This is a genomic window from Streptomyces sp. SGAir0957 (assembly GCF_043523415.1).
In genome coordinates this window covers 1672764-1699658 of the sequence record NZ_CP027293.1, presented here as the reverse complement: position 1 = coordinate 1699658, position 26895 = coordinate 1672764, and the positions used below count along the sequence as shown (strand labels likewise).

Below are 26895 nucleotides of genomic sequence, written 5' to 3'. Positions count from 1 at the left end.
CTGTGCTTTTGAAGACGAAAGTTCCCCTTGTGAGTGAGACAACGCATGACGAGCCGGTCGCGGTGACCGCGGCCCCGTCGCCCGACGACGGGCTCTCCCCGGCCGAGCTCGCCGCCAAGTACGGCTTGTCCGTCAGCGGAGCCCGCCCCGGCCTGTTCGAGTACGTACGACAGCTGTGGAGCAGGCGCCACTTCATCATCGCCTTCTCCCAGGCGAAGCTCACCGCCCAGTACAGCCAGGCCAAGCTCGGCCAGGTCTGGCAGGTGGCGACGCCGCTCCTGAACGCCGCGGTCTACTTCTTCATCTTCGGCCTGCTGCTCGGCGCCCGGAAGGGCATCCCGCACGACATCTACGTGCCCTTCCTAGTGACCGGCGTCTTCGTCTTCACCTTCACGCAGAGCTCGGTCATGGCCGGTGTACGGGCGATCTCCGGGAACCTGGGCCTGGTGCGGGCGCTGCACTTCCCGCGGGCGTCGCTGCCGATCTCGTTCGCGCTGCAACAGCTCCAGCAGCTGCTCTTCTCGATGATCGTGCTCGTCCTCGTCATGGTGGGCTTCGGGATCTACCCGTCCCTGTCCTGGCTGCTCGTGCTGCCCGCCCTTGTCCTGCAGTTCGTCTTCAACACCGGCCTCGCGCTGATCTTCGCCAGGGCCGGCAGCAAGACGCCCGACCTGGCGCAGCTGATGCCCTTCGTCATGCGGACCTGGATGTACGCCTCCGGCGTCATGTTCAGCATCCCCGCGATGCTCGCGGACAAGGACGCGCCCGGCTGGCTCGCCGACGTCCTGCAGTGGAACCCCGCCTCGCTCTACATGGACCTGATCAGGTTCGCCATGATCGACGGCTACGGGACCGAGTACCTGCCCCCGCACGTGTGGCCCTTCGCGGCCGGCTGGGCGGTCGTGATCGGGGTCGTGGGCTTCATCTACTTCTGGAAGTCGGAGGAGCGGTACGGCCGTGGCTGAACTCGACAAGGCGACCGGGGCCCGGGTGCCCACGGTCATCGCGGACGACCTGCACATCGTGTACCGGGTCAACGGCACCAGGACCGGCAAGGGCAGCGCCACCTCGGCGCTGAGCCGCATACTCAAGCGCGGCGACGAGCGGGGCGTGCGCAAGGTGCACGCCGTGCGCGGCGTCTCCTTCACCTCCTACCGGGGCGAGGCCGTCGGCCTCATCGGCTCCAACGGCTCGGGCAAGTCGACGCTGCTGCGCGCCATCGCGGGTCTGCTCCCCGCCGAGCAGGGCAAGGTCTACACCGACGGCCAGCCCTCGCTGCTCGGCGTGAACGCGGCCCTGATGAACGACCTGACGGGCGAGCGCAACGTCATCCTCGGCGGCCTGGCGATGGGCATGTCCCGCGAGGAGATCAAGGAGCGCTACCAGTCGATCGTCGACTTCTCGGGGATCAACGAGAAGGGCGACTTCATCACCCTGCCGATGCGCACCTACTCCTCCGGCATGGCGGCCCGGCTGCGCTTCTCGATCGCCGCCGCCAAGGACCACGACGTCCTGATGATCGACGAGGCCCTGGCCACCGGTGACCGCTCCTTCCAGAAGCGCTCCGAGGCGCGCATCCGCGAGCTGCGCAAGCACGCGGGCACCGTCTTCCTGGTCAGCCACAACAACAAGTCCATCCGCGACACCTGCGACCGGGTCCTCTGGCTGGAGCGCGGAGAGCTGCGTATGGACGGTCCGACGGCGGAGGTACTGAAGGAGTACGAGAAGTTCACGGGCAGGTAACCGCCCGCCTTCCCGGCCGCGTCATAGGAGGCCCCACCGGATCCGTCCGGGCGGGGCCTCTGATATGTCTGTAACTACCAATTAATTGGTCATGACGGCGTCGATCTCGGTCAACGATCGGTCAACTTCCTTGGCTGCAAGGAATCTTGACGTCCATCGGTGTGTTGTTGTGAGGTGCGGAACACCCCGCCGTGGCGGCCATCGTTGTACAACGTAAGCTGTACCGGGTCTTATTGGGCGGCGTGTCCGAAATAGGATGTATTAGGTCCGCAGTGTAGAACGGGAGACGTGACGGCAATGGCTACGGAAACTCTCCAGGTCCACGAGGCTTTCGCCGTCGTTCCGGAGACGGACCGCGCCCGGTGAGCGCACCCTCCCGTGTGCGCCCGGAGGCCCCGAAGAGCCCGGCGAGCGCCACCCTCGACAAGGCGGCCCACGAGAACTTCCCGGTGGCCCCGTTCTTCCTGCCGCGCGCCTGGCGCGACGACCTGATGGCGGTCTACGGATTCGCACGCCTGGTCGACGACATCGGCGACGGCGACCTCGCCCCGGGCGGCGCGGACGCCCGTCTGCTCGGCGTGTCACCCGAACGGGCGGACGACCGCCTGGAGATGCTCGACGCCTTCGAGGCCGACCTGCACCGGGTCTTCGACGCGACGCCCCGCCACCCGCTCCTGGCCGCGCTCCAGCCCACCGTCCGGCGCCGCTCGCTCACCCCCGAGCCGTTCGTCCGGCTCATCCAGGCCAACCGCCAGGACCAGCTCGTCAGCCGGTACGAGACCTACGACGACCTGGTCGCGTACTGCGAACTGTCGGCCAACCCGGTCGGCCGCCTCGTCCTCGCCCTCACCGGCACCGCGACCCCCGAGCGCATCCGCCGCTCGGACGCGGTCTGCACCGGCCTGCAGATCGTCGAACATCTGCAGGACGTCGCCGAGGACCTGGGGCGCGACCGCATCTACCTCCCCGCCGAAGACATGAAAAAGTTCCACGTCCAGGAGTCGGATCTCGCCGCCGCGACCACGGGCGCATCGGTGCGCGCGCTGGTCGCGTTCGAAGCGGAACGCGCCCTCCGGCTCCTGAATGAAGGCACCCCCCTGGTGGGTAGCGTCCACGGCAGACTGAAGCTGCTGCTGGCCGGGTTCGTGGGTGGGGGGAAGGCGGCGGTCCACGCGATCACCGCCGTTTCGTACGACGTCCTAACCGGACCGCCCAAGCCCACCAAGCTCCAGCTGCTGCGCGAGGTGGGAGCGACTCTGCGAGGAGAGGGGTGAGCAAAGCCGTGGAGTCTGACCAGCACGTGTCGGCACCGGTGCTCGCCGCATACAGCTACTGCGAGACCGTCACAGGGCAGCAGGCCCGCAACTTCGCCTATGGCATCCGGCTGCTCCCGGCCGCCAAGCGGCGCGCCATGTCGGCGGTGTACGCGTTCTCGCGCCGCGTCGACGACATCGGCGACGGCGCGCTCGCGCCCGACGTCAAGGCGTTGCGCCTGGAGGAGACCCGGACGCTGCTCGGCCGGGTCCGTGACGGCAAGGTCGAGGAGGACGACACCGATCCGGTGGCCGTCGCGCTCGCGCACGCCGCGCAGCGCTTCCCGATCCCGCTCGGCGGGCTCGACGAGCTGATCGACGGCGTCCTGATGGACCTGCGCGGCGAGACCTACGAGACCTGGGACGACCTGAAGGTGTACTGCCGGTGCGTCGCCGGCGCCATCGGCCGGGTCTCCCTCGGCGTCTTCGGCACCGAACCCGGGGCGCGCGAGGCCGACCGGGCGCCCGAGTACGCCGACACGCTCGGGCTCGCGCTCCAGCTGACCAACATCCTCCGGGACCTGCGCGAGGACGCCGCCGACGGCCGCACCTACCTGCCCGCGGAGGACCTGGCCAAGTTCGGCTGCTCCGCCGGGTTCAACGGGCCGCTGCCGCCCGCCGGTTCGGACTTCACCGGGCTCGTGCACTTCGAGGTCCGCCGGGCCCGCGCGCTCTTCGCCGAGGGGTACCGGCTCCTGCCGATGCTCGACCGGCGCTCCGGGGCCTGCGTCGCCGCCATGGCCGGGATCTACCGGCGCCTGCTCGACCGCATCGAGCGGGAACCCGAGGCCGTCCTTCGCGGCCGCGTCTCCCTGCCCGGGCACGAGAAGGCGTACGTCGCCGTGCGCGGCCTGTCGGGGCTCGACGCGCGCACCGTCTCCCGCGCCTCGTCCAGGAGGCGCGTCTGATGGGCATTGCGGTGTCCTTCGTCGGCTCCGCGGCCAAGTGGCGGGCAACCCTCCACCACGGCGCGGCGTCCCTGCATGCAACGGCCTGCCCGGCGTTCGCCACACCCGTCGACCCCCGCCGCACCCTGGCCGTACGCACCATCGACAGCATCGAGGGAGAGCGCGCATGAGCAGCGCCGACACGGCACCGGAAGCGCGCGACGCGGACCCGGCCGGGCCCCGACGCGGGCCCGCCGCGGTGGTGATCGGCGGCGGGCTCGCAGGGGTCACCGCCGCGCTCTCGCTCGCCGACGGCGGCATGGACGTCACGCTCCTCGAAGGGCGGCCCCGCCTCGGCGGCCTCGCCTTCTCCTTCAAGCGCGGCGACCTCACCGTCGACAACGGCCAGCACGTGTACCTGCGCTGCTGCACCGCCTACCGCTGGTTCCTCGACCGCATCTCCGCCACGTCACTCGCGCCCCTGCAGGAACGTCTCGACGTGCCGGTGCTCGACGCCGAAACGAACCGGCTCGGCCGCCTGCGCCGCACCGCGCTGCCCGTACCGCTCCACCTGGCCAGGAGCCTCGCGCTGTACCCGCACCTGTCCCTGGCCGAGCGCGCGAGTGTCGGCCGCGCGGCCCTCGCCCTCAAGAGCCTGGACCCCGCCGACCCCGCGCTCGACGAGCAGGACTTCGGCTCCTGGCTGGCCCGGCACGGTCAGTCGCCGCGCGCGATCGAGGCGCTGTGGGACCTCATCGGGGTGGCCACCCTGAACGCGGTCGCGGGGGAGTCCTCCCTCGGCCTGGCCGCGATGGTGTTCAAGACCGGGCTGCTCTCCGATCCGGGCGCCGCCGACATCGGCTGGGCCCGCGTGCCCCTCGGGGAACTCCACGACACCCTGGCCCGCAAGGCGCTCGACTCCGCGGGAGTCCGTACCGCACTCCGTACACGCGCCACCTCCATCTCCCGTACGGAGAACGGCCGTTGGCGCGTGGAGGTTCCCGAAGGACCGGACGGATCCGGCCAGACTCTCACCGCCGACACCGTCGTACTCGCCGTACCGCAGCGCGAGGCGCATGACCTGCTGCCCGAGGGCGCGCTCGACGACGCCGGACGGCTGTTGAAGATCGGCACCGCGCCCATCCTCAACCTGCACGTCGTCTACGACCGCAAGGTCCTCAAACAGCCCTTCTTCACCGCGCTCGGCTCCCCGGTCCAGTGGGTCTTCGACCGCACGGACGCCTCCGGGGTGACCGAGGGGCAGTATCTGGCCGTCTCCCAGTCGGCCGCGCAGGACGACATCGACGAGCCCGTCGCCGTGCTGCGCGAGCGTTACCTGCCCGAGCTGGAGCGGCTGCTGCCCGCCGCGCGCGGCGCCAAGGTGCACGACTTCTTCGTCACCCGGGAGCGGACGGCCACCTTCGCGCCGACCCCCGGCGTCGGCGCCCTGCGGCCCCCGGCCCGCACCAATGCCCCCGGCCTCTACCTGGCCGGCGCGTGGACCGCCACCGGGTGGCCCGCGACCATGGAGGGCGCCGTCCGCAGCGGAGCCGGCGCCGCCGACGCGGCCCTCGCCGCGCTGGACCGCCCCCGCGGCCATCTGTTCCGGGAGGCGGCGTGAGCATCGACCCCGCCCCGGCAGCACCTGCCCCGGCGACAACGCCGACATCGGTTAACCAAGGAGAAACTGTGCCACCTGTGCCCTCGGCCAATACGGCTGCCGACGCGGTGGACGTGACCGCCCTTCTGGAGCGCGGCCGCACCCTGGCCGGTCCGGTGCTCAAGAAGGCCGTGGGCCGCCTCGCGCCGCCCATGGACACCGTCGCCGCCTACCACTTCGGCTGGATCGACGCGGCCGGCAACCCCGCGGACGGTGACGGCGGCAAGGCCGTGCGCCCCGCGCTCGCCGTGCTCTCCGCGCAGGCCGCGGGCGCCGCTCCCGAGGTCGGCGTGCCCGGCGCGGTGGCCGTCGAGCTCGTGCACAACTTCTCGCTGCTGCACGACGACCTCATGGACGGCGACGAGCAGCGCCGCCACCGCGACACCGTGTGGAAGGTGCACGGGCCCGCCCAGGCCATCCTGGTCGGCGACGCCCTGTTCGCCCTGGCCAACGAGGTGCTCCTGGAGCTGGCCTCCGTCGACGCGGGCCGCGCCACACGCCGCCTCACCACCGCCAGCCGCGCCCTCATCGACGGCCAGGCGCAGGACATCTCCTACGAGCACCGCGAGCGCGTCACCGTCGAGGAGTGCCTGGAGATGGAGGGCAACAAGACGGGCGCCCTGCTCGCCTGCGCCTCCTCCATCGGCGCCGTCCTCGGCGGCGCGAACGACAAGGACGCCGACGCCCTGGAGAAGTACGGCTACCACCTGGGCCTCGCCTTCCAGGCCGTCGACGACCTGCTCGGCATCTGGGGCGACCCGGAGTCCACCGGCAAGCAGACCTGGAGCGACCTGCGCCAGCGCAAGAAGTCGCTGCCGGTCGTCGCCGCGCTCGCCGCGGGCGGCCCGGCCTCCGAGCGGCTCGGCGAACTCCTCGCCGCCGACGCCAAGAACAGCGACTTCGACACCTTCTCCGAGGCGGAGTTCGCCGCCCGCGCCGCCCTCATCGAGGAGGCCGGCGGGCGCGAGTGGACCACCGAGGAGGCGCGGCGCCAGCACACCGTCGCCCTCGAAGCCCTGGACACCGTCCAGATGCCCGACCAGGTGCGCGCCCAGTTCGCGGCGCTCGCCGACTTCGTCGTCGTACGAAAGAGATGATCATTATCGGCCGCATATGACTCGCGTCGCCGGCCGGTGTCCCTCCAGGGCATCGGCCGACGGTTACCCAGCAGAGAAGAACCACTGCACGAAGGGATAGCCATGACAGCGACGACCGACGGAAGCACCGGAGCCGTAGCTCCCGCAGCGACCTCGGCCACCACTGCCCACCTGACCGACACCACCCCCGAGGCGACCGGGGCACGAAACGCCGCCGACCGAGCCATACAGCGCGCCACGGACTTCCTGCTCGCCCGGCAGGACGCCCAGGGCTGGTGGAAGGGCGACCTCGAGACCAACGTGACGATGGACGCCGAGGACCTGCTGCTTCGCCAGTTCATCGGGGTCCGCGACAAGGCCACCACCGACGCCGCCGCCCTCTTCATCCGTGGGGAGCAGCGCGAGGACGGCACCTGGGCCACCTTCTACGGCGGACCCGGCGACCTCTCCGCCACCATCGAGGCGTACGTGGCCCTGCGCCTCGCCGGGGACGCCCCCGACGCCCCGCACATGGCGCGCGCCTCCGCGTGGGTCCGCGAGCGCGGGGGGATCGCCGCGAGCCGCGTCTTCACCCGGATCTGGCTCGCCCTGTTCGGCTGGTGGAAGTGGGACGACCTCCCCGAACTGCCGCCGGAGCTCATCTACTTCCCGAAGTGGATGCCGCTCAACATCTACGACTTCGGATGCTGGGCGCGGCAGACCATCGTGCCGCTCACCATCGTGTCCGCGAAGCGCCCGGTGCGGCCCGCGCCGTTCCCCCTCGACGAGCTGCACACCGACCCGGACGACCCGAACCCCGCCAAGCGGCTTGCCCCGGTGGCGAGTTGGGACGGCGCGTTCCAGCGGCTCGACAAGATCATGCACGGCTACCGCAAGGTCGCCCTCAAGCGGCTGCGCACGTCCGCGATCAACACCGCGGCCCGCTGGATCATCGAGCGGCAGGAGAACGACGGCTGCTGGGGCGGGATCCAGCCGCCCGCCGTCTACTCCGTGATCGCCCTGCACCTGCTCGGCTACGACCTCGAACACCCGGTGCTGAAGGCCGGGTTGGCCTCCCTCGACCGGTTCGCCGTGTGGCGCGAGGACGGGGCCCGCATGATCGAGGCGTGTCAGTCCCCGGTGTGGGACACGTGCCTCGCCACCATCGCGCTCGCCGACGCCGGGCTGCCCGCCGACCACCCGAGCCTCGTCAAGGCCGCGACCTGGATGCTGGACGAGCAGATCGACCGGCCCGGCGACTGGTCCGTGCGCCGGCCCCATCTGGAGTCGGGCGGCTGGGCGTTCGAGTTCGAGAACGACAACTACCCCGACATCGACGACACCGCCGAGGTCGTCCTCGCCCTGCGCCGGGTGGACCACCCCGACAAGGCGCGGGTCGAGAAGGCCGTCAGGCGCGGTGTGCGCTGGAGCGTCGGGATGCAGTCGAGGAACGGGGCGTGGGCCGCCTTCGACGTCGACAACACCAGCCCGTTCCCCAACCGGCTCCCGTTCTGCGACTTCGGCGAGGTCATCGATCCGCCGTCGGCCGACGTCACCGGGCACGTCGTCGAGATGCTCGCCGTCGAGGGCGAGAGCGACGACCCGCGCACCCGGCGCGGCATCGACTGGCTCCTCGCCGAACAGGAGGCGAACGGCGCCTGGTTCGGCCGCTGGGGCGTCAACTACGTGTACGGCACCGGGTCGGTGGTCCCCGCGCTCACCGCGGCCGGGCTGCCCACCACGCACCCCGCGATCCGCCGCGCCGTCACCTGGCTGGAATCCGTCCAGAACGACGACGGCGGCTGGGGCGAGGACCTGCGCTCCTACCGCTACGAGGACTGGAAGGGCCGCGGCACCTCCACCGCCTCGCAGACCGCCTGGGCGCTCCTCGCGCTGCTCGCGGCGGGGGAGCGGGACTCCAGGGCCGTCGAGCGGGGCGTCGCCTTCCTCACCTCCACCCAGACCGAGGACGGCACCTGGGACGAGCCGCACTTCACCGGCACCGGCTTCCCCTGGGACTTCTCGATCAACTACCACCTGTACCGGCACGTCTTCCCGCTGACGGCGCTCGGCCGGTACGTCCACGGTGAGCCGTTCGCCGACCGGACCGCGGGCGCGGTCAAGGGGAGCGGATGACCAGGGACACCGGGGCAACGCCGCTGCTCGTCGCCTGCGCGCTCGGCATCGAGCGCGTCGCCCTGCGCACCGGCGGCCGCCGCGGGGCCGATACGCCCATGACCCTGCTCCGCACCGGCATGGGCCCCAAGGCCGCCGAACGGTCCATGACCCGCGCCCTGGAGGGCGACGCGCTGCGCGACGCCGCCGTGGTCGCCACCGGCTTCTGTGCCGGGCTCGCGCCCGGCATGCACCCCGGTGACCTGGTCGTGGCCGACGAGACCCGCGACGCGCACGGGCGGACCCTGTGCGTGGCCCCGGATCTCCTGGTGAAAGAGCTGGTCAAAGCGGTGCCGGGGCGGACGGTGCACACCGGCCCGCTGCTCGGCTCCGACCACGTGATCCGCGGTCACGAGCGGGGCGCCCTGCTCGCCACCGGCGCGATCGCCGTCGACATGGAGTCCGCGGCGACGCTGCGCGCGGCCACGGCGGCGACCGGATGCGACGGACGTCCGGTTGCGGCCGTCCGGGTGGTCGTCGACGCTCCAGAACATGAACTTGTCCGGATCGGCACGCTGCGCGGTGGTCTGTCGGCCTTCCGTGTGCTTCGTTCCGTCCTTCCTGCTTTTTTCGAATGGCACCGTTCTTTGCTGCTCCCTCGGAGGTGAGCCAGATGGCCATGCCGCTCCGCCAGTCCATCAAGGTTGCGACGTATCTCGCTGAACAGAAGATCCGCAGGCGGGACAAGTTCCCGCTGATTGTCGAACTGGAGCCGCTCTACGCCTGCAACCTCGCGTGCGAGGGGTGCGGAAAGATCCAGCACCCGGCGGGTGTGCTGAAACAGCGCATGCCCGTGGCCCAGGCCGTGGGCGCCGTCCTGGAGTCCGGTGCGCCGATGGTGTCCATCGCCGGCGGCGAGCCGCTGATGCACCCGCAGATCGACGAGATCGTGCGCCAGCTGGTGGCCAAGAAGAAGTACGTCTTCCTGTGCACCAACGCGATGCTGCTGCGCAAGAAGATGGACAAGTTCACGCCGTCGCCGTTCTTCGCGTTCACCGTGCACATCGACGGCATGCGCGAGCGCCACGACGAGTCGGTCGCCAAGGAAGGCGTCTTCGACGAGGCGGTCGAGGCGATCAAGGAGGCCAAGAAGCGCGGCTTCCGGGTCACCACGAACTCGACCTTCTTCAACAACGACACCCCGCAGAACATCATCGAGGTGATGAACTACCTCAACGACGACCTCGCCGTCGACGAGATGATGATCTCGCCCGCCTACGCCTACGAGAAGGCCCCCGACCAGGAGCACTTCCTCGGCGTCACGCAGACCCGCGAGCTGTTCAAGAAGGCGTTCGCGGGCGGCAACCGGCGGCGCTGGCGGCTCAACCACTCGCCCCTGTTCCTCGACTTCCTGGAGGGCAAGGTCGACTTCCCCTGCACGGCGTGGGCGATCCCGAACTACTCCCTGTTCGGCTGGCAGAAGCCCTGCTACCTGATGAGCGACGGCTACGTGCCGACGTACCGGGAGCTGATCGAGAAGACCGACTGGGAGGCGTACGGGCGCGGCAAGGACCCGCGCTGCGCCAACTGCATGGCGCACTGCGGCTACGAGCCGACGGCCGTCCTCGCCACCATGGGCTCCCTGAAGGAGTCCCTGCGGGCGATGACCGAGACCGTCGCAGGGAACCGGGGCTGACGACGCCATGAGTTCCGGAGAGCCTGTCTCACTGGGCCTCCCCGAGGTACCGGTCCGGCCCCTGGCCGAGCGGCGCGTGAGCCGCCGGATCCAGGTCGGACCGGTGGCCGTGGGAGGCGGCGCGCCGGTGTCCGTGCAGTCGATGACGACGACGCGGACCTCGGACATCGGGGCCACGCTCCAGCAGATCGCCGAGCTGACCGCGTCCGGCTGTCAGATCGTGCGGGTCGCGTGCCCCACGCAGGACGACGCGGACGCGCTCGCGACGATCGCGCGGAAGTCGCAGATCCCCGTGATCGCGGACATCCACTTCCAGCCGAAGTACGTGTTCGCGGCCATCGACGCGGGGTGCGCGGCGGTGCGCGTGAACCCCGGCAACATCAAGAAGTTCGACGACCAGGTCAAGCAGATCGCGCGGGCCGCCTCCGACGCGGGCACGCCGATCCGGATCGGGGTCAACGCGGGCTCGCTCGACGCGCGGCTCCTCACGAAGTACGGCAGGGCGACCCCGGAGGCGCTCGTGGAGTCGGCGCTGTGGGAGGCGTCCCTCTTCGAGGAGCACGGCTTCGGCGACATCAAGATCTCGGTGAAGCACAACGACCCCGTGGTCATGGTCAACGCCTACCGGCAGCTCGCCGCCGCCTGCGACTACCCGCTGCACCTCGGTGTGACGGAGGCGGGCCCGGCGTTCCAGGGCACGATCAAGTCGGCTGTCGCGTTCGGGGCGTTGCTCTCCGAGGGCATCGGTGACACCATCCGCGTCTCGCTGTCCGCGCCGCCCGCCGAGGAGGTGAAGGTCGGCATCCAGATCCTGGAATCGCTCGGCCTGCGGCAGCGGCGCCTGGAGATCGTCTCCTGCCCGTCGTGCGGACGGGCGCAGGTCGACGTGTACAAGCTGGCCGACGAGGTCACCGCAGGGCTCGACGGCATGGAGGTGCCGCTGCGCGTCGCCGTCATGGGGTGCGTGGTGAACGGCCCCGGGGAGGCCCGCGAGGCGGATCTCGGCGTCGCCTCCGGCAACGGCAAGGGGCAGATCTTCGTCAAGGGCGAGGTCGTCAAGGTCGTGCCCGAGTCGAAGATCGTGGAGACGCTGATCGAAGAGGCGATGAAGATCGCCGAGCAGATGGAGCGGGACGGCGTCGCGTCGGGTACGCCCGGCGTCACCGTGAGCTGAATCCGTGCATTCGGAACGGGAAGGGGGCTCGAACGTGACGATTCTGGAAACCATCCGGGGGCCGCGCGACCTGAAGGCGCTGAGCGAGGAGGAGCTCGGCGAACTGGCGACGGAGATCAGGGAGTTCCTGGTCCACGCGGTCGCCAGGACCGGCGGCCACCTCGGACCCAACCTGGGCGTGGTGGAGCTGACCATCGCCCTGCACCGGGTCTTCGAGTCGCCCGTCGACAAGCTGGTCTGGGACACCGGCCACCAGAGCTACGTGCACAAACTCCTGACAGGCCGCCAGGACTTCTCCAAGCTGCGCGGAAAGGGCGGCCTCTCCGGCTATCCCTCGCGCGAGGAGTCCGAGCACGACATCGTCGAGAACAGTCACGCCTCCACCGCGCTCGGCTGGGCCGACGGCCTGGCCAAGGCGCGCCAGGTGCAGGGGGAGCGCGGCCACGTCGTCGCCGTCATCGGCGACGGCGCCCTCACCGGCGGCATGGCCTGGGAGGCGCTGAACAACATCGCGGCCGCCAAGGACCGCCCGCTGATCATCGTCGTCAACGACAACGAACGCTCCTACGCGCCCACGATCGGCGGCCTCGCCAACCACCTGGCCACCCTGCGCACCACCGACGGCTACGAGAAGGTCCTGGCCTGGGGCAAGGACGTCCTCCTGCGCACCCCGGTGGTCGGGCCCACGGTGTACGAGTCGCTGCACGGCGCGAAGAAGGGGTTCAAGGACGCGTTCGCGCCGCAGGGCATGTTCGAGGACCTCGGCCTGAAGTACGTGGGGCCGATCGACGGGCACGACGTGGGGGCGATGGAGTCCGCGCTGCGCCGTGCCAAGCGCTTCCACGGGCCTGTCCTCGTGCACTGCCTGACCGAGAAGGGGCGCGGTTACGAGCCCGCGCTCGCCGACGAGGCCGACCGCTTCCACACCGTCGGCGTCATGGACCCCCTGACCTGCGAACCGCTCGCCCCGTCCAACGGCCCGTCGTGGACCTCGGTCTTCGGCGAGGAGATCGCGAAGATCGGCAGGGAGCGCGAGGACGTCGTCGCGATCACCGCCGCCATGCTGCACCCGGTGGGCCTGACGAAGTTCGCGGAGGAGTTCCCCGGCCGCGTCTGGGACGTCGGGATCGCCGAACAGCACGCCGCCGTCTCCGCCGCCGGGCTCGCGACCGGCGGCCTGCACCCGGTGGTCGCCGTCTACGCGACCTTCCTCAACCGCGCCTTCGACCAGCTCCTCATGGACGTCGCCCTGCACCGCTGCGGCGTCACCTTCGTCCTCGACCGGGCCGGCGTGACCGGCGTCGACGGCGCCTCGCACAACGGCATGTGGGATATGTCCGTGCTCCAGGTCGTCCCCGGGCTGCGGATCGCCGCGCCGCGCGACGCCGACCAGCTCCGCGCGCAACTGCGCGAAGCGGTCGCCGTCGACGACGCCCCGACCCTGCTGCGCTTCCCCAAGGAGTCCGTCGGCGCGCCGATCCCGGCCGCCGACCGGTTCGGCGGCATCGACGTCCTGCACCGGGCCGAGCACGCGCGCGTACTGCTCGTCTCCGTCGGCGTCATGGCCCCGGTCTGCCTCCGCGCCGCCGAACTCCTCGAAGCGCGCGGCATCCCCTGCACCGTCGTCGACCCGCGCTGGGTCAAACCCGTCGACCCGGACCTCGCGCCGCTCGCCGCCGCGCACGACCTCGTCGCCGTCGTCGAGGACAACTCCCGCGCGGCGGGCGTCGGTTCGGCCGTCGCGCTCGCGCTCGGCGACGCCGACATCGACGTGCCCGTACGGAGGTTCGGCATACCCGAGCAGTTCCTGGGCCACGCGAAACGGGGCGAGGTGCTCGCCGACATCGGCCTGACGCCCGTGGAGATCGCCGGGCGGATCAGTACGAGCCTGAAAGCCAGCAAAGACATCGGCGCGTCCGAGAAGGTCGGCAAGGAGAACCACGTATGACCAAGGAGTTCGACCTCGGCAAGCTCCTCGCCGAGCGCGGCGGCGAACGGTACGAGCTGCACACCAGGCACCTCAACCACCAGCTGCCGAAGATGCTCCACACCATCGGCTTCGACAAGGTCTACGAGCGGGCCGAGGGCGCGCACTTCTGGGACGCGGACGGCAACGACTACCTGGACATGCTCGCCGGGTTCGGCGTCATGGGCCTCGGCCGCCACCACCCGGTCGTGCGCAAGGCGCTGCACGACGTCCTCGACGCCTCGCTCGCCGACCTCACCCGCTTCGACTGCCAGCCGCTGCCCGGCCTGCTCGCCGAGAAGCTGCTCACCCACAGCCCGCACCTGGACCGCGTCTTCTTCGGCAACAGCGGCACCGAGGCGGTCGAGACCGCGCTCAAGTTCGCCCGCTACGCCACCGGCAAGCCCCGCGTCCTGTACTGCGCGCACGCCTTCCACGGCCTGACCACGGGCTCGCTCTCGGTCAACGGCGAGGACGGCTTCCGCGACGGATTCGCCCCGCTGCTGCCCGACACGGCCGTACCCCTCGGCGATCTCGACGCGCTGGCCAAAGAGCTGAGGAAGGGCGACGTCGCCGGGCTCATCGTCGAGCCGATCCAGGGCAAGGGCGTGCACGAGGCGCCGCCCGGCTATCTGCGCGCCGCGCAGGAGCTGCTCCACAAGCACAAGGCACTGCTCATCGCCGACGAGGTGCAGACGGGGCTCGGCCGCACCGGCGACTTCTACGCCTACCAGCACGAGGACGGCGTCGAACCCGACCTCGTCTGCGTGGCCAAGGCGCTCTCCGGCGGCTACGTGCCCGTCGGCGCGACCATCGGCAAGGACTGGATCTTCAAGAAGGTCTACTCGTCCATGGACCGCGTCCTCGTCCACTCGGCGAGCTTCGGCGCCAACGCGCAGGCCATGGCCGCCGGGCTCGCCGTCCTCTCCGTCATGGAGGACGAGGAGACGGTCGCCCACGCGCGCGTGATGGGCGAACTGCTCGCCTCGCGCCTCACCGCGCTGATCGACCGGTACGAGCTGCTGAGCGACGTCCGCGGGCGCGGCCTCATGATCGGCATCGAGTTCGGGCGGCCCAAGTCGCTCAAGCTGCGCAGCCGCTGGGCCATGCTCCAGGCCGCCCGCAAGGGCCTGTTCGCGCAGATGGTCGTCGTGCCGCTGCTCCAGAAGCACCGCATCCTCACGCAGGTCTCCGGCGACCACCTGGAGGTCATCAAGCTGATCCCGCCGCTGGTGATCGACGAGGCCGACGTCGACCGCTTCGTCGAGGCGTTCACGGCCGTGATGGACGACGCGCACAGCGGCGGCGGGCTGATGTGGGACTTCGGCCGGACGCTGATCAAGCAGGCGGTCGCCAACCGGTGACCCTGCGGTTCGTCCTCGCGGTTTGTCTCTGAGGCAATAAATTTGCCTCTCGGGCAGGGCTCTGGCGTAATCAAGGATATGAGCCCTGCCCTGCCGGAGGAGGCTCCGGCCCCCGCCGAGCTGCCCGCCGTAGCGCCCCAGCTGCGCGCCCTGCGCCGCCGCGCCTCCCTCACCCTGGAGGCCGCCGCCCGCTCGGCCGGGCTCTCACCGGCCCATCTGTCCCGCCTGGAGACGGGGCAGCGTCAGCCATCACTGCCGATGCTGCTCGCGCTCGCCCGTATCTACGGTACGACGGTCTCCGAACTCCTCGGCGAGACCCCGGCCGACCGCGACGCCGTCGTCCGCGCCGACGCCATGGAGGCGACCGAGGCCGGCGGCTGGACCTACTTCCAGGCCGGCTCCCCGGGCCGCGGCATGCAGGCCCTGCGGGTCCACGTGCCCTACGGATCGCAGGGCGACATCGTCCGCGTCCACCCCGGCGAGGAGTGGCTCTACGCCCTCGAAGGCCGGATCCAGCTGCGCCTCGGCGACACGTCCTACCGGCTCGAACCCGGCGACAGCGCCCACTTCGACTCGCTCACCCCGCACCGGATCGCCGCCGCGGACCGGGGCGGGGCCGAGCTGCTCTTCGTCCACACCCTGTTGCAGAGCCCCACCGCCGCGCTGTGCCTCGGCCCGGCGGCCGGCCCGACCCGAGAGGTCTGACATGAGTGAGAACCGGAACATCGAGGACAAGCTGCCCCGCGGCATCTGGGTGCGGGTCCTCGTCTACGTCTTCGCCGGGCACGCCCTGGCCGCCTTCATCTACATGCTGTTCACGCTGGGCGCGAACCAGTAGGGGCCGCCGCCCGGTCCCGGAGACGGGCTCTCAGTCGAGGAGGCGCTCGCGCAGCCGGTCGCGGTCGGCCGCGGCGAACCCGAGCCCTTCCTCGAAGTAGCGGTCCGTGGTGCCCCAGGTCTCCTCGATGGTCTCGAACGCCGCGCGCAGATAGTCCGCGCGGGCGTCGAAGAGCGGGCTGAGCAGCTCCATGACCTCGGGGGAGTAGGTGTCGGCGGTGGTGCCGCTGCGCCGCACCTTGTAGCGGCGGTGCTTCGCGTTCGACTCCAGGTAGTCCGCCTCGATGGCGTCCCGCTCCACGCCGACGGCGAGCAGCGTCACCGCGATCGACAGGCCCGCCCGGTCCTTGCCCGCCGCGCAGTGCATGAGTGCGGGCACGCTGTCCTCGGCGAGCGCGTGCAGGACGCGGCTGTGCTCGGCGGTGCGCTCGGAGATGATCGCCCGGTACGACGTGATCATGCGGTTCGCCGCGCGGCCCTCGGAGAGGAGGGAGCGCAGCTGCTCTATGTCCCCGTCGCGCACCATCCGCCAGAACTCCGCGCCGTCCGCCGGGTCGGTCAGCGGCAGGTTCACATTGCGCACGCCGGGCAGTTCCACGTCGGCGCCGTCGAGGCGCTGGTCCGCGGCGTTGCGGAAGTCGAAGACCGTGTGCAGGCCGAGCCCGGCGAGGAACGCGGCGTCCTCGGCGGTGGCATGTGCGAGGTGGCCGCTGCGGTAGAGCACGCCCGGGCGTACGCGCCGCCCGTCCACGGTCGGAAGGCCGCCCACGTCACGGAAGTTGCGCACTCCGGTCAGCTCGGGCTCGGTGGACGGGGCGTGCTGCGTCACGGGGGCTCCTCCCGGGTCGGATCGCCCGCGTTGCTCGTGTCAGCGGGCGCGCGTCCGACGATACGACACGCCCTTCGCGGGGCCCCCTGGCCGGGAGGGTGAGCAGCCTCATAACCGTGACCGTCCGTGGCGATCACCCGGCTTTGCATTCTCCGGAATTCCCAAGCGGCGCAACGGCGGAAAAGGTCGGCCATTGACGCTGGGTGACACGCAAAGCCCCCGGACGATCAAGAAAGCGGGCCCTTCGGTGAATTCGCTGTTTGTCGCCGCCTTTGCCACTGCATTACGGTCACCATTCACTCCGGACGGAACGCCTAATCCTGCCGCCGCCCGGATTCCCGTACAACGACCCGTGACGGCAGGAGCGGGGGACCCACAGGCACAACGCCGCCAGGGATATCCCTCATGCGGCTAGGGGTGAAGTCGTGTCCCGCTACGGCGGGCGCGGCCGGGCAGCTCCAGCCCGAACCCGACAGCTCACCTCGTAGGCGACGGAGAGGAAAACGGCATGCCCGCTCAGGGAAAGCACCGTCGCTCGAAGACCCAGCGCATCACCCGCGCCGCCGCCGTCGTCTCGGCCGGCGGGGCCGCGCTCGCCCTGCCGCTGATCGGCGCCACCGGCGCCCACGCGGCGTCCGGCGACACCACCGCGCAGACCTACACGGTCAAGTCCGGTGACACGCTCTCGAAGATCGCCGCCGCGCAGAAGGTCGACGGCGGCTGGAAGAAGCTCTACGAGGCGAACAAGAAGGTCGTCGGCTCGGACGCGAACCGCATCAAGCCCGGCATGAAGCTCACGCTGGACGGCGCCGGGCAGAAGGCCTCCACCACCGCCGCCACGAGCACGACCGCCAACAGCTCCGGCTGGGTCAAGCCCGTCGACGGCTCCACCGGCACGGCCTACCACGCCTCCGGCTCGATGTGGTCCAGCGGCTACCACACCGGCACCGACTTCGTCGTGCCCACCGGCACCGCCATCAAGGCCGTCGGCCCGGGCACCGTCGTCTCCGCCGGCTGGGACGGCGCGTACGGCAACGAGGTCGTCATCCAGCACGCCGACGGCCGATACTCGCAGTACGCCCACATGTCGTCCCTCGGCGTCTCCGCCGGCCAGAGCGTGACCGGCGGCCAGCAGATCGGCCTGTCCGGCTCGACCGGCAACGTCACCGGGCCGCACCTGCACTTCGAGATCCGTACGTCCCCGAACTACGGCTCCGACGTGGACCCGCTGGCGTACCTGCGCGGGCACGGCGTCGGCATCTGACACCCCCTGCGAGACCGCTCACATCCGGCGCCCGGGTTATTCCCCGGGCGCCGAGTGTGTTTTCTCACCCCTCGTCAACCCCTGGTTACGATCGCGTAGGTCACATCCGAAGGTGAAAGATGTGTGGTCGTGGCAAACGAATCGAGAGCACTCAGCGGCGGAACGGTCAGCGCGACGATCAGCGGAACGGTCGGCGCGACGATCGGCGGAACGATTCGGTCCTTCGCGGCCGTGGGGGACAGCTTCACCGAGGGCGTCGGTGACCCCGGCCCCGACGGGAGCTTCGTCGGCTGGGCGGACCGGCTCGCCGTCCTCCTCGACGACCGCGTCCCCGAGGACACCTTCCAGTACGCGAACCTCGCCGTGCGCGGCAAACTCCTCGACCAGATCGTCGCGGACCAGATCCCGAAGGCCGTCGAGCTCGCCCCCGACCTCGTCACCCTCGTCGCGGGCGGCAACGACATCATCCGGCCGGGCACCGACCCCGACGACGTCGCCGAGCGGTTCGAGAAGGCCGTGGTCCGGCTGTCCGAGGCCGCCGGGACCGTCATGGTCGCCACCGGCTTCGACACCCGTGACGTGGCCGTCCTCAAGCACCTGCGCGGCAAGATCGCCACGTACAACATGCACGTGCGCGCCATCGCCGACCGCCACGGCTGCCCCGTCCTCGACCTGTGGTCCCTGAAGTCCGTCCAGGACCGCAGGGCCTGGGACGAGGACCGCCTCCACCTCTCCGCCGAGGGCCACACCCGCGTCGCCCTGCGCGCCGCCCAGGCGCTCGGCCTCGACGTGCCCGCCGACCCGGAGCAGGCGTGGCCGCTGCTCCCGCCGCGCGGCACGTTCGCGGTGCGGCGCGACGACATCCACTGGGCGCGCGAGTTCCTCGTGCCGTGGATCGGGCGCAGGCTGCGCGGGGAGTCCTCCGGGGACCGGGTGACGGCCAAGGGCTTCGTGGACCCGCACCTCATCAAGGCGCATCTGGAGTCCGCCTCCTGACCTCCGTGCCCTCGGCACATAATGGAACGACCCTGATCGATCAACGGGAGGCGCTGTGCCACGTTCCCTGACTCCCGGGCTGCGCTCGCTGCAGCCCGCAAGCTTCGGCGCCGAGGCCACGGGAGCGCGCCTGGCGCGGATCCGCAGGTCGCCGAATTTCGCCGACGGGCAGTTCCAGAACCCGGAGGGCACACGGACCCGGCCCGACGGTTCGATGCTCGACTTCGCGAAGGTCTACTTCCAGAAGGAGGAGCGGGCCAGGCGCGCCCCGACGGGCACCGTCCCCGTCCACGCCACCACCCTCGCCGACCTGGCGAAGCCCTCCGCGAGCGGCCTGCGCGTGACCTGGATGGGCCACTCCAGCGTCCTGGTGGAGATCGACGGCGTACGGGTGCTCTTCGACCCGGTGTGGGGCGAGCGCTGCTCCCCGTTCCCCTTCGCCGGGCCCAAGCGGCTGCACCCGGCGCCGCTGCCCCTCCAGGCGCTCGGCCCGGTCGACGCGGTCGTCATCTCGCACGACCACTACGACCACCTCGACATGCCCTCCATCAAGGCGCTCGCGGGGACGGACACCGTCTTCGCCGTGCCGCTCGGCGTCGGCGCGCACCTGGAGCACTGGGGTGTCCCGGCGGACCGGCTGCGCGAGCTGGACTGGCACGAGTCGACGCAGGTCGGCGACGTGACCCTGACGGCCACGCCCGCCCGCCACTTCTGCGGCCGCGGCCTGCGCAACCCGCAGCACACCCTGTGGGCCTCCTGGGTCGCGGCCGGGCCGGAGCACCAGGTCTTCCACAGCGGTGACACCGGCTACTTCCAGGGCTTCAAGGACATCGGCGCGGCCCACGGCCCGTTCGACGTGACGATGATCCAGGTCGGCGCCTACGCGGAGTTCTGGCCCGACATCCACATGACCCCCGAGGAGGGCCTGCGCGCCCACCTCGACCTCCAGGGTGGGCGGCCGCACGGCGTGCTCATGCCGATCCACTGGGGCACGTTCAACCTGGCGCCGCACGCGTGGGCCGAGCCCGGCGAGTGGTCCATGGACGTCGCCGAGGACGCCGGGCAGGCGCTCGCCACCCCGCGGCCGGGCGAACCGTTCGAGCCCGGCGGGACGCTGCCGACCGACGCGTGGTGGCGCGGCGTGTCCGAGCCCGTCGCCCGGCACTGGAGCCGCGCGGCGGCGAAGCCGAAGGAGGACGGTCCGGCCCCCGCCGAACTGGACCTCGCGGGCGACCGCTGACCAACCCCCTCGTTGAACGCCCCGGCCGTCCCTGACGGCCGGGGCGTTGTCCTTCCCGTCCCCGTCGGCATATTCGTTCTGCCGTGCGAACGCTCATACCAGAGCGGGACCTCGGCCGCCGGAGTTTGGCAACTGCCCACCGCACGTGTGGCGTTGCCGACTACCGTGAGTGCTCGCCGCGCGACGCCCGGTCGATCTTTCCTGCCGCCGCTCCGGCCTGCCCAGACCCCGAGGGAACCGAGGACGAGGACCCCGTATGTCTCAGCTCCGCCAGCCTGCCGCCCGAGCGGAACGTCGCGAAGGCGGCCGGCACGGCAGGCCGGCGGGGCGGGCCGCGCCCCGCCCCGCCGAGACCCACATACGGCCCCAGCTGCTGCGTCTCGCCGTCCTGCCGCCCCTCGCGGTGGCGCTCGCCGCGAGCGCGGCCGTCCTCTTCGCCGTCCGCTCCAGCGGGGTGCGGCCCGGCCTCGCCCTGTGGGCGGTGCTCGGCGGAGCCTGCGTCGTCACGGTCGCGGGCATCGCCATCGCGGCCTTCGCCGCCGAGCGCGCCGCCGCCACCGTCCGCGACCGGATCCTCGTGCTGCGCCGCACCACCGCCCGCGGCCAGAGCGAACTGCGCACCCTCGTCGAACAGTTGCGCAAGGGGGAGGGGCCGCCGCCGCGCCGCCCCGTCAAGACGCCGCCCGCCGGAGCCGACGACATCGAGCAGCTCTCCGCCGACCTGGCCCGCGCCCAGGACGTCGCCGTCACCGCCGTCGTCCAGGCCACCCAGCTCTCCAGCCAGGCGGGCAGCCAGCAGAAGGTCGAGGTCTTCGTGAACCTCGCCCGCCGCCTGCAGTCCCTGGTGCACCGCGAGATCTCCATCCTCGACGACCTGGAGAACGACGTCGAGGACCCCGACCTGCTCAAGGGCCTCTTCCACGTCGACCACCTCGCCACCCGCATCCGGCGCCACGCCGAGAACCTCGCCGTGCTCGGCGGCGCCGTCTCCCGCCGCCAGTGGAGCCACCCCGTCTCCATGACGGAGGTGATGCGCTCCGCCATCGCCGAGGTCGAGCAGTACTCCCGGGTCAAACTCGTGCCGCCGATCGACGGCACCCTGCGCGGGCACGCCGTAGCCGACTGCATCCACCTGCTCGCCGAACTCGTCGAGAACGCGACGGTGTTCTCCGCCCCGCACACCCAGGTCCTGCTCCGCGCCAACCTCGTCACCTCCGGACTCGCCATCGAGGTCGAGGACCGGGGGCTCGGTATGCCGCTCACCGAACAGAACAAGATGAACGCGCTGCTCGCCGACCCCGACCAGGTCAACGTGTCGAGCCTGCTCCAGGACGGCCGCATCGGCCTCTTCGTGGTCTCGCAGCTCGCCCGGCGCCACGGCATCACCGTACGGCTGCAGTCCAACATCTACGGGGGAGTGCAGGCCGTCCTCGTGCTGCCGCAGGGGCTGCTCGGCATGGACCAGGAGGAACAGACGCCCCACGTGCGCCGGGCCGCCGCAGCCGCGACCGCCGACAGCGTGCTCCCGGCCGGGGCCGCGCCCTCCGGTACGCTCGCGCCCTCCGGCATGGTCCCGGCCGCGCCGCCCTCGCACGGGCCCGCCACGCACGGGGCGCCGCCCTCCCACGCGCCCGCCACGTCGGCGCCGCACGGGAACGTCACGGCCATGCCGCACCACGCGCCGCCCGCGCCGCGGCCCCACCCGGAACGCTCCGAACACCCGCACCCGCCCCAGCAGTTGCCGCCCGCCCCACCCGGCGCGGCCCCCCTGCCGCAGCGCCACGCGGGCGGCCCGCGCGCCACCCCCGCCGACGCCGTGCCCGGCATCCGCCCCGAGGAGCGGCAGACCGTGGCCGAGCACTCGACGGCGCTGCCCGCCCCGGGCACCGGTCCGGTGCGCGGCACCATCGAGCGCCCCCGGCTGCCCAGGCGCAGAGCCCAGGAACACCTGGCCCCGCAGTTGCGCGGCGGCCCGGCACCGCGCCAGGACGACGAGGCGCCGGCCGGGCACGACCCCGGGCTCATGGCCGCGTTCCAGCGGGGGATCACCCTCGCGGAGAAGGCGGAACCCCGCGAGCCGCCACGGCCGGGCACCGGGGCCGACGGGAACACCGGGGACGGTGGCGCCGGATGACCGACGCGCGGGCGGCCCCGCCGGGCAGCCCCGTCCGCCCCCACGACCAGCACCACACCGAGCAGTCCACCAAGGAGTCGATCCCCCATGGCGAGCGATGTGCCGACGGGTCATGTGTCCGATCTCGACTGGCTGATGAGCGGCCTCGTCCAGCGCGTTCCCCACACCAACAGCGCCGTGCTCCTCTCCTCCGACGGCCTCGTCAAGTCCGTCCACGGACTCGACGCCGACAGCGCCGACCACATGGCGGCCCTCGCCTCGGGGCTCTACTCGCTCGGCCGCAGCGCCGGAGTGCGCTTCGGTGACGGCGGCGACGTACGGCAGGTGGTGGTCGAACTCGACTCGACCCTCCTGTTCGTGTCGACCGCCGGGTCCGGCACCTGCCTCGCGGTGCTCGCGGGCCGCGAGGCCGACGCCGCCGTCCTCGGCTACGAGATGGCCATGCTCGTCAAGAGCGTGCGCCCCTACCTCGTGACCGCGCCCCGCCAGCCCGCGGCCGAGCCCACGGCGATGAGGAATTGAGGGTGACGGCCCCGCAGGACGGGCCCTGGCTCGACGGTGCGGCAGGCCGCCTCGTACGCCCGTACACCGTCAGCGACGGGCGCACCAGGCCGAGCACCTCGATGGACCTCCTGTCCCTGGTCATGGCCACCGGGGCGACCCCCCTCGGCTACCTGGGGCCCGAGCACAGCCAGGCGCTCGACCTGTGCGCGCACCCCACCTCCGTCGCGGAGATCGCCGGCCACCTCGGCCTCCCCGCGGCCGTCACCAAGGTCGTCCTCTCCGACCTCGTCGACTGCGGTGCGCTCACCACCAAACCCCCCACGTTCCACGACAACCCCACTGACCGGTCCCTACTGGAGGCAGTGCTCGATGGACTACGACGACAGCTCTGACCCCTTCCCCACCGCACTGAAGATCTTGGTCGCGGGCGGCTTCGGGGTCGGCAAGACGACTTTCGTCGGCGCGGTCAGCGAGATCGCTCCGCTCAGCACCGAAGAGCTGCTCACCACCGTCAGCGCCGCGACCGACAACCTCGACGGCATCGAGAACAAGGTCGAGACGACCGTCGCCATGGACTTCGGCCGCATCACCCTCGACCCCGAACACGTCCTGTACCTCTTCGGCACCCCGGGACAGGAACGGTTCTGGTTCATGTGGGACGAGCTGTCCGAGGGCGCCCTCGGCGCGGTCATCCTCGCCGACACCCGCCGCCTTGAGGACTGCTTCGCCGCCGTCGACTTCTTCGAGGAGCGCGGCATGGGCTTCATCGTCGCGGTCAACGAGTTCGACGGCGGCTACCGCTACGAACCCGAAGAGGTACGGGCCGCCATCGACCTCGACCCCGGGGTGCCCGTCGTCCGCTGCGACGCGCGCATCTCCAGCTCCGGCATCCAGACGCTGCTCACCCTGGTCCGCCATCTCCTCGCCCACGCCGCGCCCGCGGGGGCCCGCACGTGAGGTGCGCGGAGCGGGGAGCGGCCGCATGACCTATGACGCGACCCGGCGCCTCCTGCTGACCCCGGTCGACCGGGAGGGCGCCGAGCGGTCGGTCCTCCTGCGCCGCCTCGATCTGGGGCTGCGCCCCGAACCGTACTTCGACGCGTTCGCGGACCGGCTCGCCGGCGTGACCGGGGCGCCGTACGCGATGGTCAACTTCATCGACGAGAACCGCCAGTTCTTCGCGGGCCTGCACACACCCGACGGCGTCCGGCGCGGCGGCCAACTCGGCGCGGCGGCGGCCGAGTCCACCGCCGCGGGATCGGGCCGCTACATGGCGCGGGACCACGGGTACTGCCCGCACGTCGTGGTGCGGCGCAAGGCGCTCGTCCTGGAGGACGTCTGCGACTACCCGAGGTTCGCGGGCAACCCCGTCGTCGACGAGATAGGCATCCGCTCCTACCTGGGCGCCCCGCTGCTCGACGCCTCCACCGGCCTCGCGCTCGGCACCGTGTGCGTGGTGGACACGGCCCCGCGCGCGTGGGGGAGGGCCGGTCTTACGACGATCAAGGCGCTGGCCGGTGAGTTGATGGAGGTGGTGCGGGGGCGGGGACATCTGCTGGGGCCCGGGTAGGCCGGGAAACGCCGGCGGCCTGTAGGAAAGCGGCCTGTAGGAAAGCTGCGGCGCCGGTTAAGAAAACCTCGATGGACCTGGGGCGGCGCGGTACGCGAGAGTCTGGGGTGACGGTCGGATCGACCGCCGCCCCAGACTTTTTTCGTACCTTCCGCAGGTGGCGGGCGGCTTCGCCGTGCCCGCGTGCGGTACGACGCCACGACAGGAGCCGAGCCGTTGAAGGCACTGGTCAAGGAGAAGGCCGAACCGGGACTACGCTTGATGGACGTGCCGGAGCCGTCCGTCGGCCCCGGCGACGTACTGATCAAGGTCAAGCGGACCGGGATCTGCGGCACCGACCTGCACATCCGCAGCTGGGACGGGTGGGCGCAGTCGGCCGTCAGCGCGCCGCTCGTCCTCGGCCACGAGTTCGTCGGCGAGGTCGTGGAGACCGGCCGTGACGTCGCCGACATCGCGGTCGGCGACACGGTCAGCGGCGAGGGCCACCTCGTGTGCGGCAAGTGCCGCAACTGTCTCGCCGGGCGGCGTCACCTGTGCCGGGCGACGGTCGGCCTCGGGGTCGGCCGCGACGGCGCGTTCGCCGAGTACGTCGCGCTGCCCGCCTCGAACGTGTGGGTGCACCGCGTCCCCGTCGACCTCGACGTCGCCGCGATCTTCGACCCGTTCGGCAACGCCGTGCACACCGCCCTCTCCTTCCCGCTCGTCGGCGAGGACGTCCTGATCACGGGCGCCGGGCCGATCGGCCTGATGGCGGCCGCGGTCGCCAAGCACGCGGGCGCCCGCAACGTCGTGGTCACCGACGTCAGCGAGGAGCGTCTGGAGCTGGCCCGCAAGATCGGTGTCAGCCTCGCCCTGAACGTCGCGGGGTCCACCATCGCCGACGGCCAGCGCACGCTCGGCCTGCGCGAGGGCTTCGACGTCGGCCTGGAGATGTCCGGCAACCCGGTCGCGATGCGCGACATGCTGGCCAACATGACCCACGGCGGCAAGATCGCCATGCTCGGCCTGCCCGCGCAGGAGTTCGCCGTCGACTGGGCCCGGATCGTCACCTCGATGATCACCATCAAGGGCATCTACGGCCGGGAGATGTTCGAGACCTGGTACGCGATGTCGGTCCTCCTCGAAGGCGGCCTCGACCTCGCCCCGGTGATCACCGGACGCTACGCGTACACCGAGTTCGACGCGGCCTTCGACGACGCGGCGAGCGGCCGTGGCGGCAAGGTCATCCTCGACTGGACCGTCTGAACACCCTGACCCGCAGGGATTCCGAGAACGTAAGGACTCACGGCATGTTCGACAACGTACGCGCAGACCTCCAGGCCACCCTCGACGAGATCGTCGCCGCGGGCCTGCACAAGCCCGAGCGGGTCATCGGCACTCCGCAGTCCGCCACCGTCGGCGTGACGGCCGGGGGCCGCCCCGGTGAGGTGCTGAACTTCTGCGCCAACAACTACCTCGGCCTCGCCGACCACCCCGAGGTCATCGCGGCCGGTCACGCCGCGCTCGACCGCTGGGGCTACGGCATGGCCTCCGTCCGCTTCATCTGCGGCACGCAGGAGGTGCACAAGGAGCTGGAGGCGCGGCTGTCCGCGTTCCTCGGCCAGGAGGACACGATCCTCTACTCCTCCTGCTTCGACGCCAACGGCGGCGTCTTCGAGACCCTCCTCGGCGCCGAGGACGCGGTGATCTCCGACGCCCTCAACCACGCCTCGATCATCGACGGCATCCGGCTCAGCAAGGCCAAGCGCTTCCGCTACGCCAACCGCGACATGGCCGACCTCGAAGCCCAGCTCAAGGCGGCCGACGAGGCGGGCGCCCGGCGCAAGCTCATCGTCACCGACGGCGTCTTCTCCATGGACGGCTACGTGGCACCGCTCGCCGACATCTGCGACCTCGCCGAGCGCCACGGCGCCATGGTCATGGTCGACGACTCGCACGCCGTCGGCTTCGTCGGCCCCGGCGGCCGCGGCACGCCCGAGCTGCACGGCGTCATGGACCGCGTCGACATCATCACCGGCACCCTCGGCAAGGCGCTCGGCGGGGCGTCCGGCGGCTATGTCGCGGCCCGCGCCGAGATCGTCGCCCTGCTGCGCCAGCGCTCGCGCCCGTACCTCTTCTCCAACAGCCTCGCCCCCGTCATCGCCGCCGCGTCCCTGAAGGTCCTCGACCTCCTGGAATCCGCCGGTGACCTGCGCGAACGCCTCGCCGCCAACACCAAGCTGTTCCGCAGCAGGATGACGGCGGAGGGCTTCGACATCCTGCCCGGCGACCACGCGATCGCCCCCGTCATGATCGGCGACGCGGCGGTGGCGGCCCGGATGGCCGAGCTGCTCCTGGAGCGCGGCGTCTACGTCATCGGCTTCTCGTACCCGGTCGTGCCGCAGGGCCAGGCCCGTATCCGCGTCCAGCTCTCGGCGGCGCACTCGACGGAGGACGTGAACCGGGCGGTCGACGCGTTCGTGGCGGCACGGGCGGAGCTGGGCTGAGTCCCTGGGCGCAGTGGGCCGGGTCCGGGCTTCGGTTCGCC

26 protein-coding genes and 1 riboswitch are annotated in these 26895 nt (G+C 71.4%); of the genes, 25 read left to right on the top strand and 1 reads right to left on the bottom strand.

Annotation, left to right across the window (positions count from 1 at the left end):
- Positions 1-29 precede the first annotated feature (29 nt).
- The 15 genes from C1N81_RS12795 to C1N81_RS12725 all read left to right on the top strand — a co-directional run bounded on the left by C1N81_RS12795 (position 30) and on the right by C1N81_RS12725 (position 15832).
- Positions 30-965, top strand: a complete 936-nt coding sequence (locus C1N81_RS12795; protein ID WP_394428918.1) for an ABC transporter permease — start codon at positions 30-32, stop codon at positions 963-965.
- Positions 958-1743 (top strand): ABC transporter ATP-binding protein, encoded by a 786-nt coding sequence (locus C1N81_RS12790; RefSeq protein ID WP_394428917.1) that lies wholly within the window; start codon positions 958-960, stop codon positions 1741-1743. The genes C1N81_RS12795 and C1N81_RS12790 overlap by 8 nt, the downstream gene beginning before the upstream one ends.
- 362 nt (positions 1744-2105) lie before the next feature.
- Entirely contained in the window at positions 2106-3017 is a 912-nt protein-coding gene (gene hpnC / locus C1N81_RS12785) for a squalene synthase HpnC (RefSeq protein WP_394428916.1), read from the top strand.
- Complete coding sequence (hpnD, locus tag C1N81_RS12780; RefSeq protein ID WP_394428915.1) at positions 3014-3964, top strand: presqualene diphosphate synthase HpnD; 951 nt, start codon at positions 3014-3016, stop codon at positions 3962-3964. The genes hpnC and hpnD overlap by 4 nt, the downstream gene beginning before the upstream one ends.
- Positions 3964-4134 carry a DUF6380 family protein gene (locus tag C1N81_RS12775; protein WP_394428914.1) on the top strand — a complete coding sequence of 57 codons (171 nt, stop codon included), beginning with the start codon at positions 3964-3966 and terminating at the stop codon, positions 4132-4134. The genes hpnD and C1N81_RS12775 overlap by 1 nt, the downstream gene beginning before the upstream one ends.
- Positions 4131-5564, top strand: a complete 1434-nt coding sequence (gene hpnE / locus C1N81_RS12770) for a hydroxysqualene dehydroxylase HpnE (protein WP_394428913.1) — start codon at positions 4131-4133, stop codon at positions 5562-5564. Before C1N81_RS12775 ends, hpnE begins: the two co-directional genes overlap by 4 nt.
- 77 nt (positions 5565-5641) lie before the next feature.
- Positions 5642-6700, top strand: coding sequence for a polyprenyl synthetase family protein (locus tag C1N81_RS12765; protein WP_394437903.1), 1059 nt, complete (start codon positions 5642-5644; stop codon positions 6698-6700).
- Positions 6701-6802: 102 nt separating this feature from the next.
- Complete coding sequence (gene shc, locus C1N81_RS12760) at positions 6803-8815, top strand: squalene--hopene cyclase (protein ID WP_394428912.1); 2013 nt, start codon at positions 6803-6805, stop codon at positions 8813-8815.
- Entirely contained in the window at positions 8812-9462 is a 651-nt protein-coding gene (locus tag C1N81_RS12755) for a phosphorylase family protein (protein WP_394428911.1), read from the top strand. The genes shc and C1N81_RS12755 overlap by 4 nt, the downstream gene beginning before the upstream one ends.
- 5 nt (positions 9463-9467) lie before the next feature.
- Positions 9468-10490, top strand: coding sequence for an adenosyl-hopene transferase HpnH (hpnH, locus tag C1N81_RS12750; protein ID WP_394428910.1), 1023 nt, complete (start codon positions 9468-9470; stop codon positions 10488-10490).
- A gap of 7 nt (positions 10491-10497) precedes the next feature.
- A complete protein-coding gene (ispG, locus tag C1N81_RS12745) occupies positions 10498-11664 on the top strand; it encodes a flavodoxin-dependent (E)-4-hydroxy-3-methylbut-2-enyl-diphosphate synthase (RefSeq protein WP_394428909.1) in 1167 nt (388 codons plus the stop codon).
- A gap of 34 nt (positions 11665-11698) precedes the next feature.
- Positions 11699-13612: a 1-deoxy-D-xylulose-5-phosphate synthase gene (dxs, locus tag C1N81_RS12740; RefSeq protein ID WP_394428908.1), complete on the top strand. Its 1914-nt coding sequence runs from the start codon at positions 11699-11701 to the stop codon at positions 13610-13612.
- The gene (locus C1N81_RS12735; protein ID WP_394428907.1) at positions 13609-14994 is read left to right on the top strand and encodes an aspartate aminotransferase family protein; all 1386 of its coding nucleotides are present in this window, start codon (positions 13609-13611) and stop codon (positions 14992-14994) included. Before dxs ends, C1N81_RS12735 begins: the two co-directional genes overlap by 4 nt.
- 78 nt (positions 14995-15072) lie before the next feature.
- Complete coding sequence (locus C1N81_RS12730; RefSeq protein WP_394428906.1) at positions 15073-15699, top strand: helix-turn-helix domain-containing protein; 627 nt, start codon at positions 15073-15075, stop codon at positions 15697-15699.
- Between the two features lies 1 nt (position 15700).
- On the top strand, positions 15701-15832 hold the full coding sequence (locus C1N81_RS12725) for a DUF6126 family protein (protein ID WP_394428905.1): 132 nt from the start codon (positions 15701-15703) through the stop codon (positions 15830-15832).
- A 30-nt stretch (positions 15833-15862) separates the two neighbouring features.
- Here C1N81_RS12725 and C1N81_RS12720 read toward each other — a convergent pair whose 3' ends face one another.
- A complete protein-coding gene (locus C1N81_RS12720; protein WP_394428904.1) occupies positions 15863-16660 on the bottom strand; it encodes a tyrosine-protein phosphatase in 798 nt (265 codons plus the stop codon).
- A 301-nt stretch (positions 16661-16961) separates the two neighbouring features.
- A riboswitch (cyclic di-AMP (ydaO/yuaA leader) is annotated at positions 16962-17164 on the top strand.
- A 4-nt stretch (positions 17165-17168) separates the two neighbouring features.
- Here C1N81_RS12720 and C1N81_RS12715 point away from each other — a divergent pair.
- The 10 genes from C1N81_RS12715 to C1N81_RS12670 all read left to right on the top strand — a co-directional run bounded on the left by C1N81_RS12715 (position 17169) and on the right by C1N81_RS12670 (position 26854).
- Positions 17169-17924, top strand: coding sequence for a M23 family metallopeptidase (locus C1N81_RS12715; RefSeq protein ID WP_394428903.1), 756 nt, complete (start codon positions 17169-17171; stop codon positions 17922-17924).
- A 177-nt stretch (positions 17925-18101) separates the two neighbouring features.
- Positions 18102-18920, top strand: a complete 819-nt coding sequence (locus tag C1N81_RS12710) for an SGNH/GDSL hydrolase family protein (RefSeq protein ID WP_394437901.1) — start codon at positions 18102-18104, stop codon at positions 18918-18920.
- A gap of 55 nt (positions 18921-18975) precedes the next feature.
- Entirely contained in the window at positions 18976-20160 is a 1185-nt protein-coding gene (locus C1N81_RS12705; protein WP_394428902.1) for an MBL fold metallo-hydrolase, read from the top strand.
- Positions 20161-20416: 256 nt separating this feature from the next.
- Complete coding sequence (locus C1N81_RS12700) at positions 20417-22294, top strand: ATP-binding protein (RefSeq protein WP_394428901.1); 1878 nt, start codon at positions 20417-20419, stop codon at positions 22292-22294.
- Positions 22295-22381: 87 nt separating this feature from the next.
- Positions 22382-22816, top strand: coding sequence for a roadblock/LC7 domain-containing protein (locus tag C1N81_RS12695; protein WP_394428900.1), 435 nt, complete (start codon positions 22382-22384; stop codon positions 22814-22816).
- 2 nt (positions 22817-22818) lie between these two features.
- On the top strand, positions 22819-23190 hold the full coding sequence (locus C1N81_RS12690) for a DUF742 domain-containing protein (RefSeq protein WP_394428899.1): 372 nt from the start codon (positions 22819-22821) through the stop codon (positions 23188-23190).
- Entirely contained in the window at positions 23168-23755 is a 588-nt protein-coding gene (locus C1N81_RS12685) for a GTP-binding protein (protein ID WP_394428898.1), read from the top strand. Before C1N81_RS12690 ends, C1N81_RS12685 begins: the two co-directional genes overlap by 23 nt.
- Before the next feature lie 25 nt (positions 23756-23780).
- Positions 23781-24368 carry a GAF domain-containing protein gene (locus C1N81_RS12680; protein ID WP_394428897.1) on the top strand — a complete coding sequence of 196 codons (588 nt, stop codon included), beginning with the start codon at positions 23781-23783 and terminating at the stop codon, positions 24366-24368.
- Positions 24369-24584: 216 nt separating this feature from the next.
- Positions 24585-25613 (top strand): L-threonine 3-dehydrogenase, encoded by a 1029-nt coding sequence (tdh, locus tag C1N81_RS12675; RefSeq protein ID WP_394428896.1) that lies wholly within the window; start codon positions 24585-24587, stop codon positions 25611-25613.
- 44 nt (positions 25614-25657) lie between these two features.
- Complete coding sequence (locus tag C1N81_RS12670) at positions 25658-26854, top strand: glycine C-acetyltransferase (RefSeq protein ID WP_394428895.1); 1197 nt, start codon at positions 25658-25660, stop codon at positions 26852-26854.
- Positions 26855-26895 lie beyond the last annotated feature (41 nt).

Excerpts from the sequence above, each read along its gene's own strand:
- C1N81_RS12700 (WP_394428901.1), top strand. The coding sequence starts at position 20,417 with ATGTCTCAGCTCCGCCAGCCTGCCGCCCGAGCGGAACGTCGCGAAGGC.
- C1N81_RS12715 (WP_394428903.1), top strand. The coding sequence starts at position 17,169 with ATGCCCGCTCAGGGAAAGCACCGTCGCTCGAAGACCCAGCGCATCACC.
- C1N81_RS12735 (WP_394428907.1), top strand. The coding sequence starts at position 13,609 with ATGACCAAGGAGTTCGACCTCGGCAAGCTCCTCGCCGAGCGCGGCGGC.
- hpnH (WP_394428910.1), top strand. The coding sequence starts at position 9,468 with ATGGCCATGCCGCTCCGCCAGTCCATCAAGGTTGCGACGTATCTCGCT.
- ispG (WP_394428909.1), top strand. The coding sequence starts at position 10,498 with ATGAGTTCCGGAGAGCCTGTCTCACTGGGCCTCCCCGAGGTACCGGTC.
- shc (WP_394428912.1), top strand. The coding sequence starts at position 6,803 with ATGACAGCGACGACCGACGGAAGCACCGGAGCCGTAGCTCCCGCAGCG.
- C1N81_RS12695 (WP_394428900.1), top strand. The coding sequence starts at position 22,382 with ATGGCGAGCGATGTGCCGACGGGTCATGTGTCCGATCTCGACTGGCTG.
- C1N81_RS12670 (WP_394428895.1), top strand. The coding sequence starts at position 25,658 with ATGTTCGACAACGTACGCGCAGACCTCCAGGCCACCCTCGACGAGATC.
- C1N81_RS12680 (WP_394428897.1), top strand. The coding sequence starts at position 23,781 with ATGACCTATGACGCGACCCGGCGCCTCCTGCTGACCCCGGTCGACCGG.
- C1N81_RS12685 (WP_394428898.1), top strand. The coding sequence starts at position 23,168 with ATGGACTACGACGACAGCTCTGACCCCTTCCCCACCGCACTGAAGATC.
- C1N81_RS12725 (WP_394428905.1), top strand. The coding sequence starts at position 15,701 with ATGAGTGAGAACCGGAACATCGAGGACAAGCTGCCCCGCGGCATCTGG.
- C1N81_RS12775 (WP_394428914.1), top strand. The coding sequence starts at position 3,964 with ATGGGCATTGCGGTGTCCTTCGTCGGCTCCGCGGCCAAGTGGCGGGCA.
- C1N81_RS12730 (WP_394428906.1), top strand. The coding sequence starts at position 15,073 with ATGAGCCCTGCCCTGCCGGAGGAGGCTCCGGCCCCCGCCGAGCTGCCC.
- C1N81_RS12755 (WP_394428911.1), top strand. The coding sequence starts at position 8,812 with ATGACCAGGGACACCGGGGCAACGCCGCTGCTCGTCGCCTGCGCGCTC.
- hpnE (WP_394428913.1), top strand. The coding sequence starts at position 4,131 with ATGAGCAGCGCCGACACGGCACCGGAAGCGCGCGACGCGGACCCGGCC.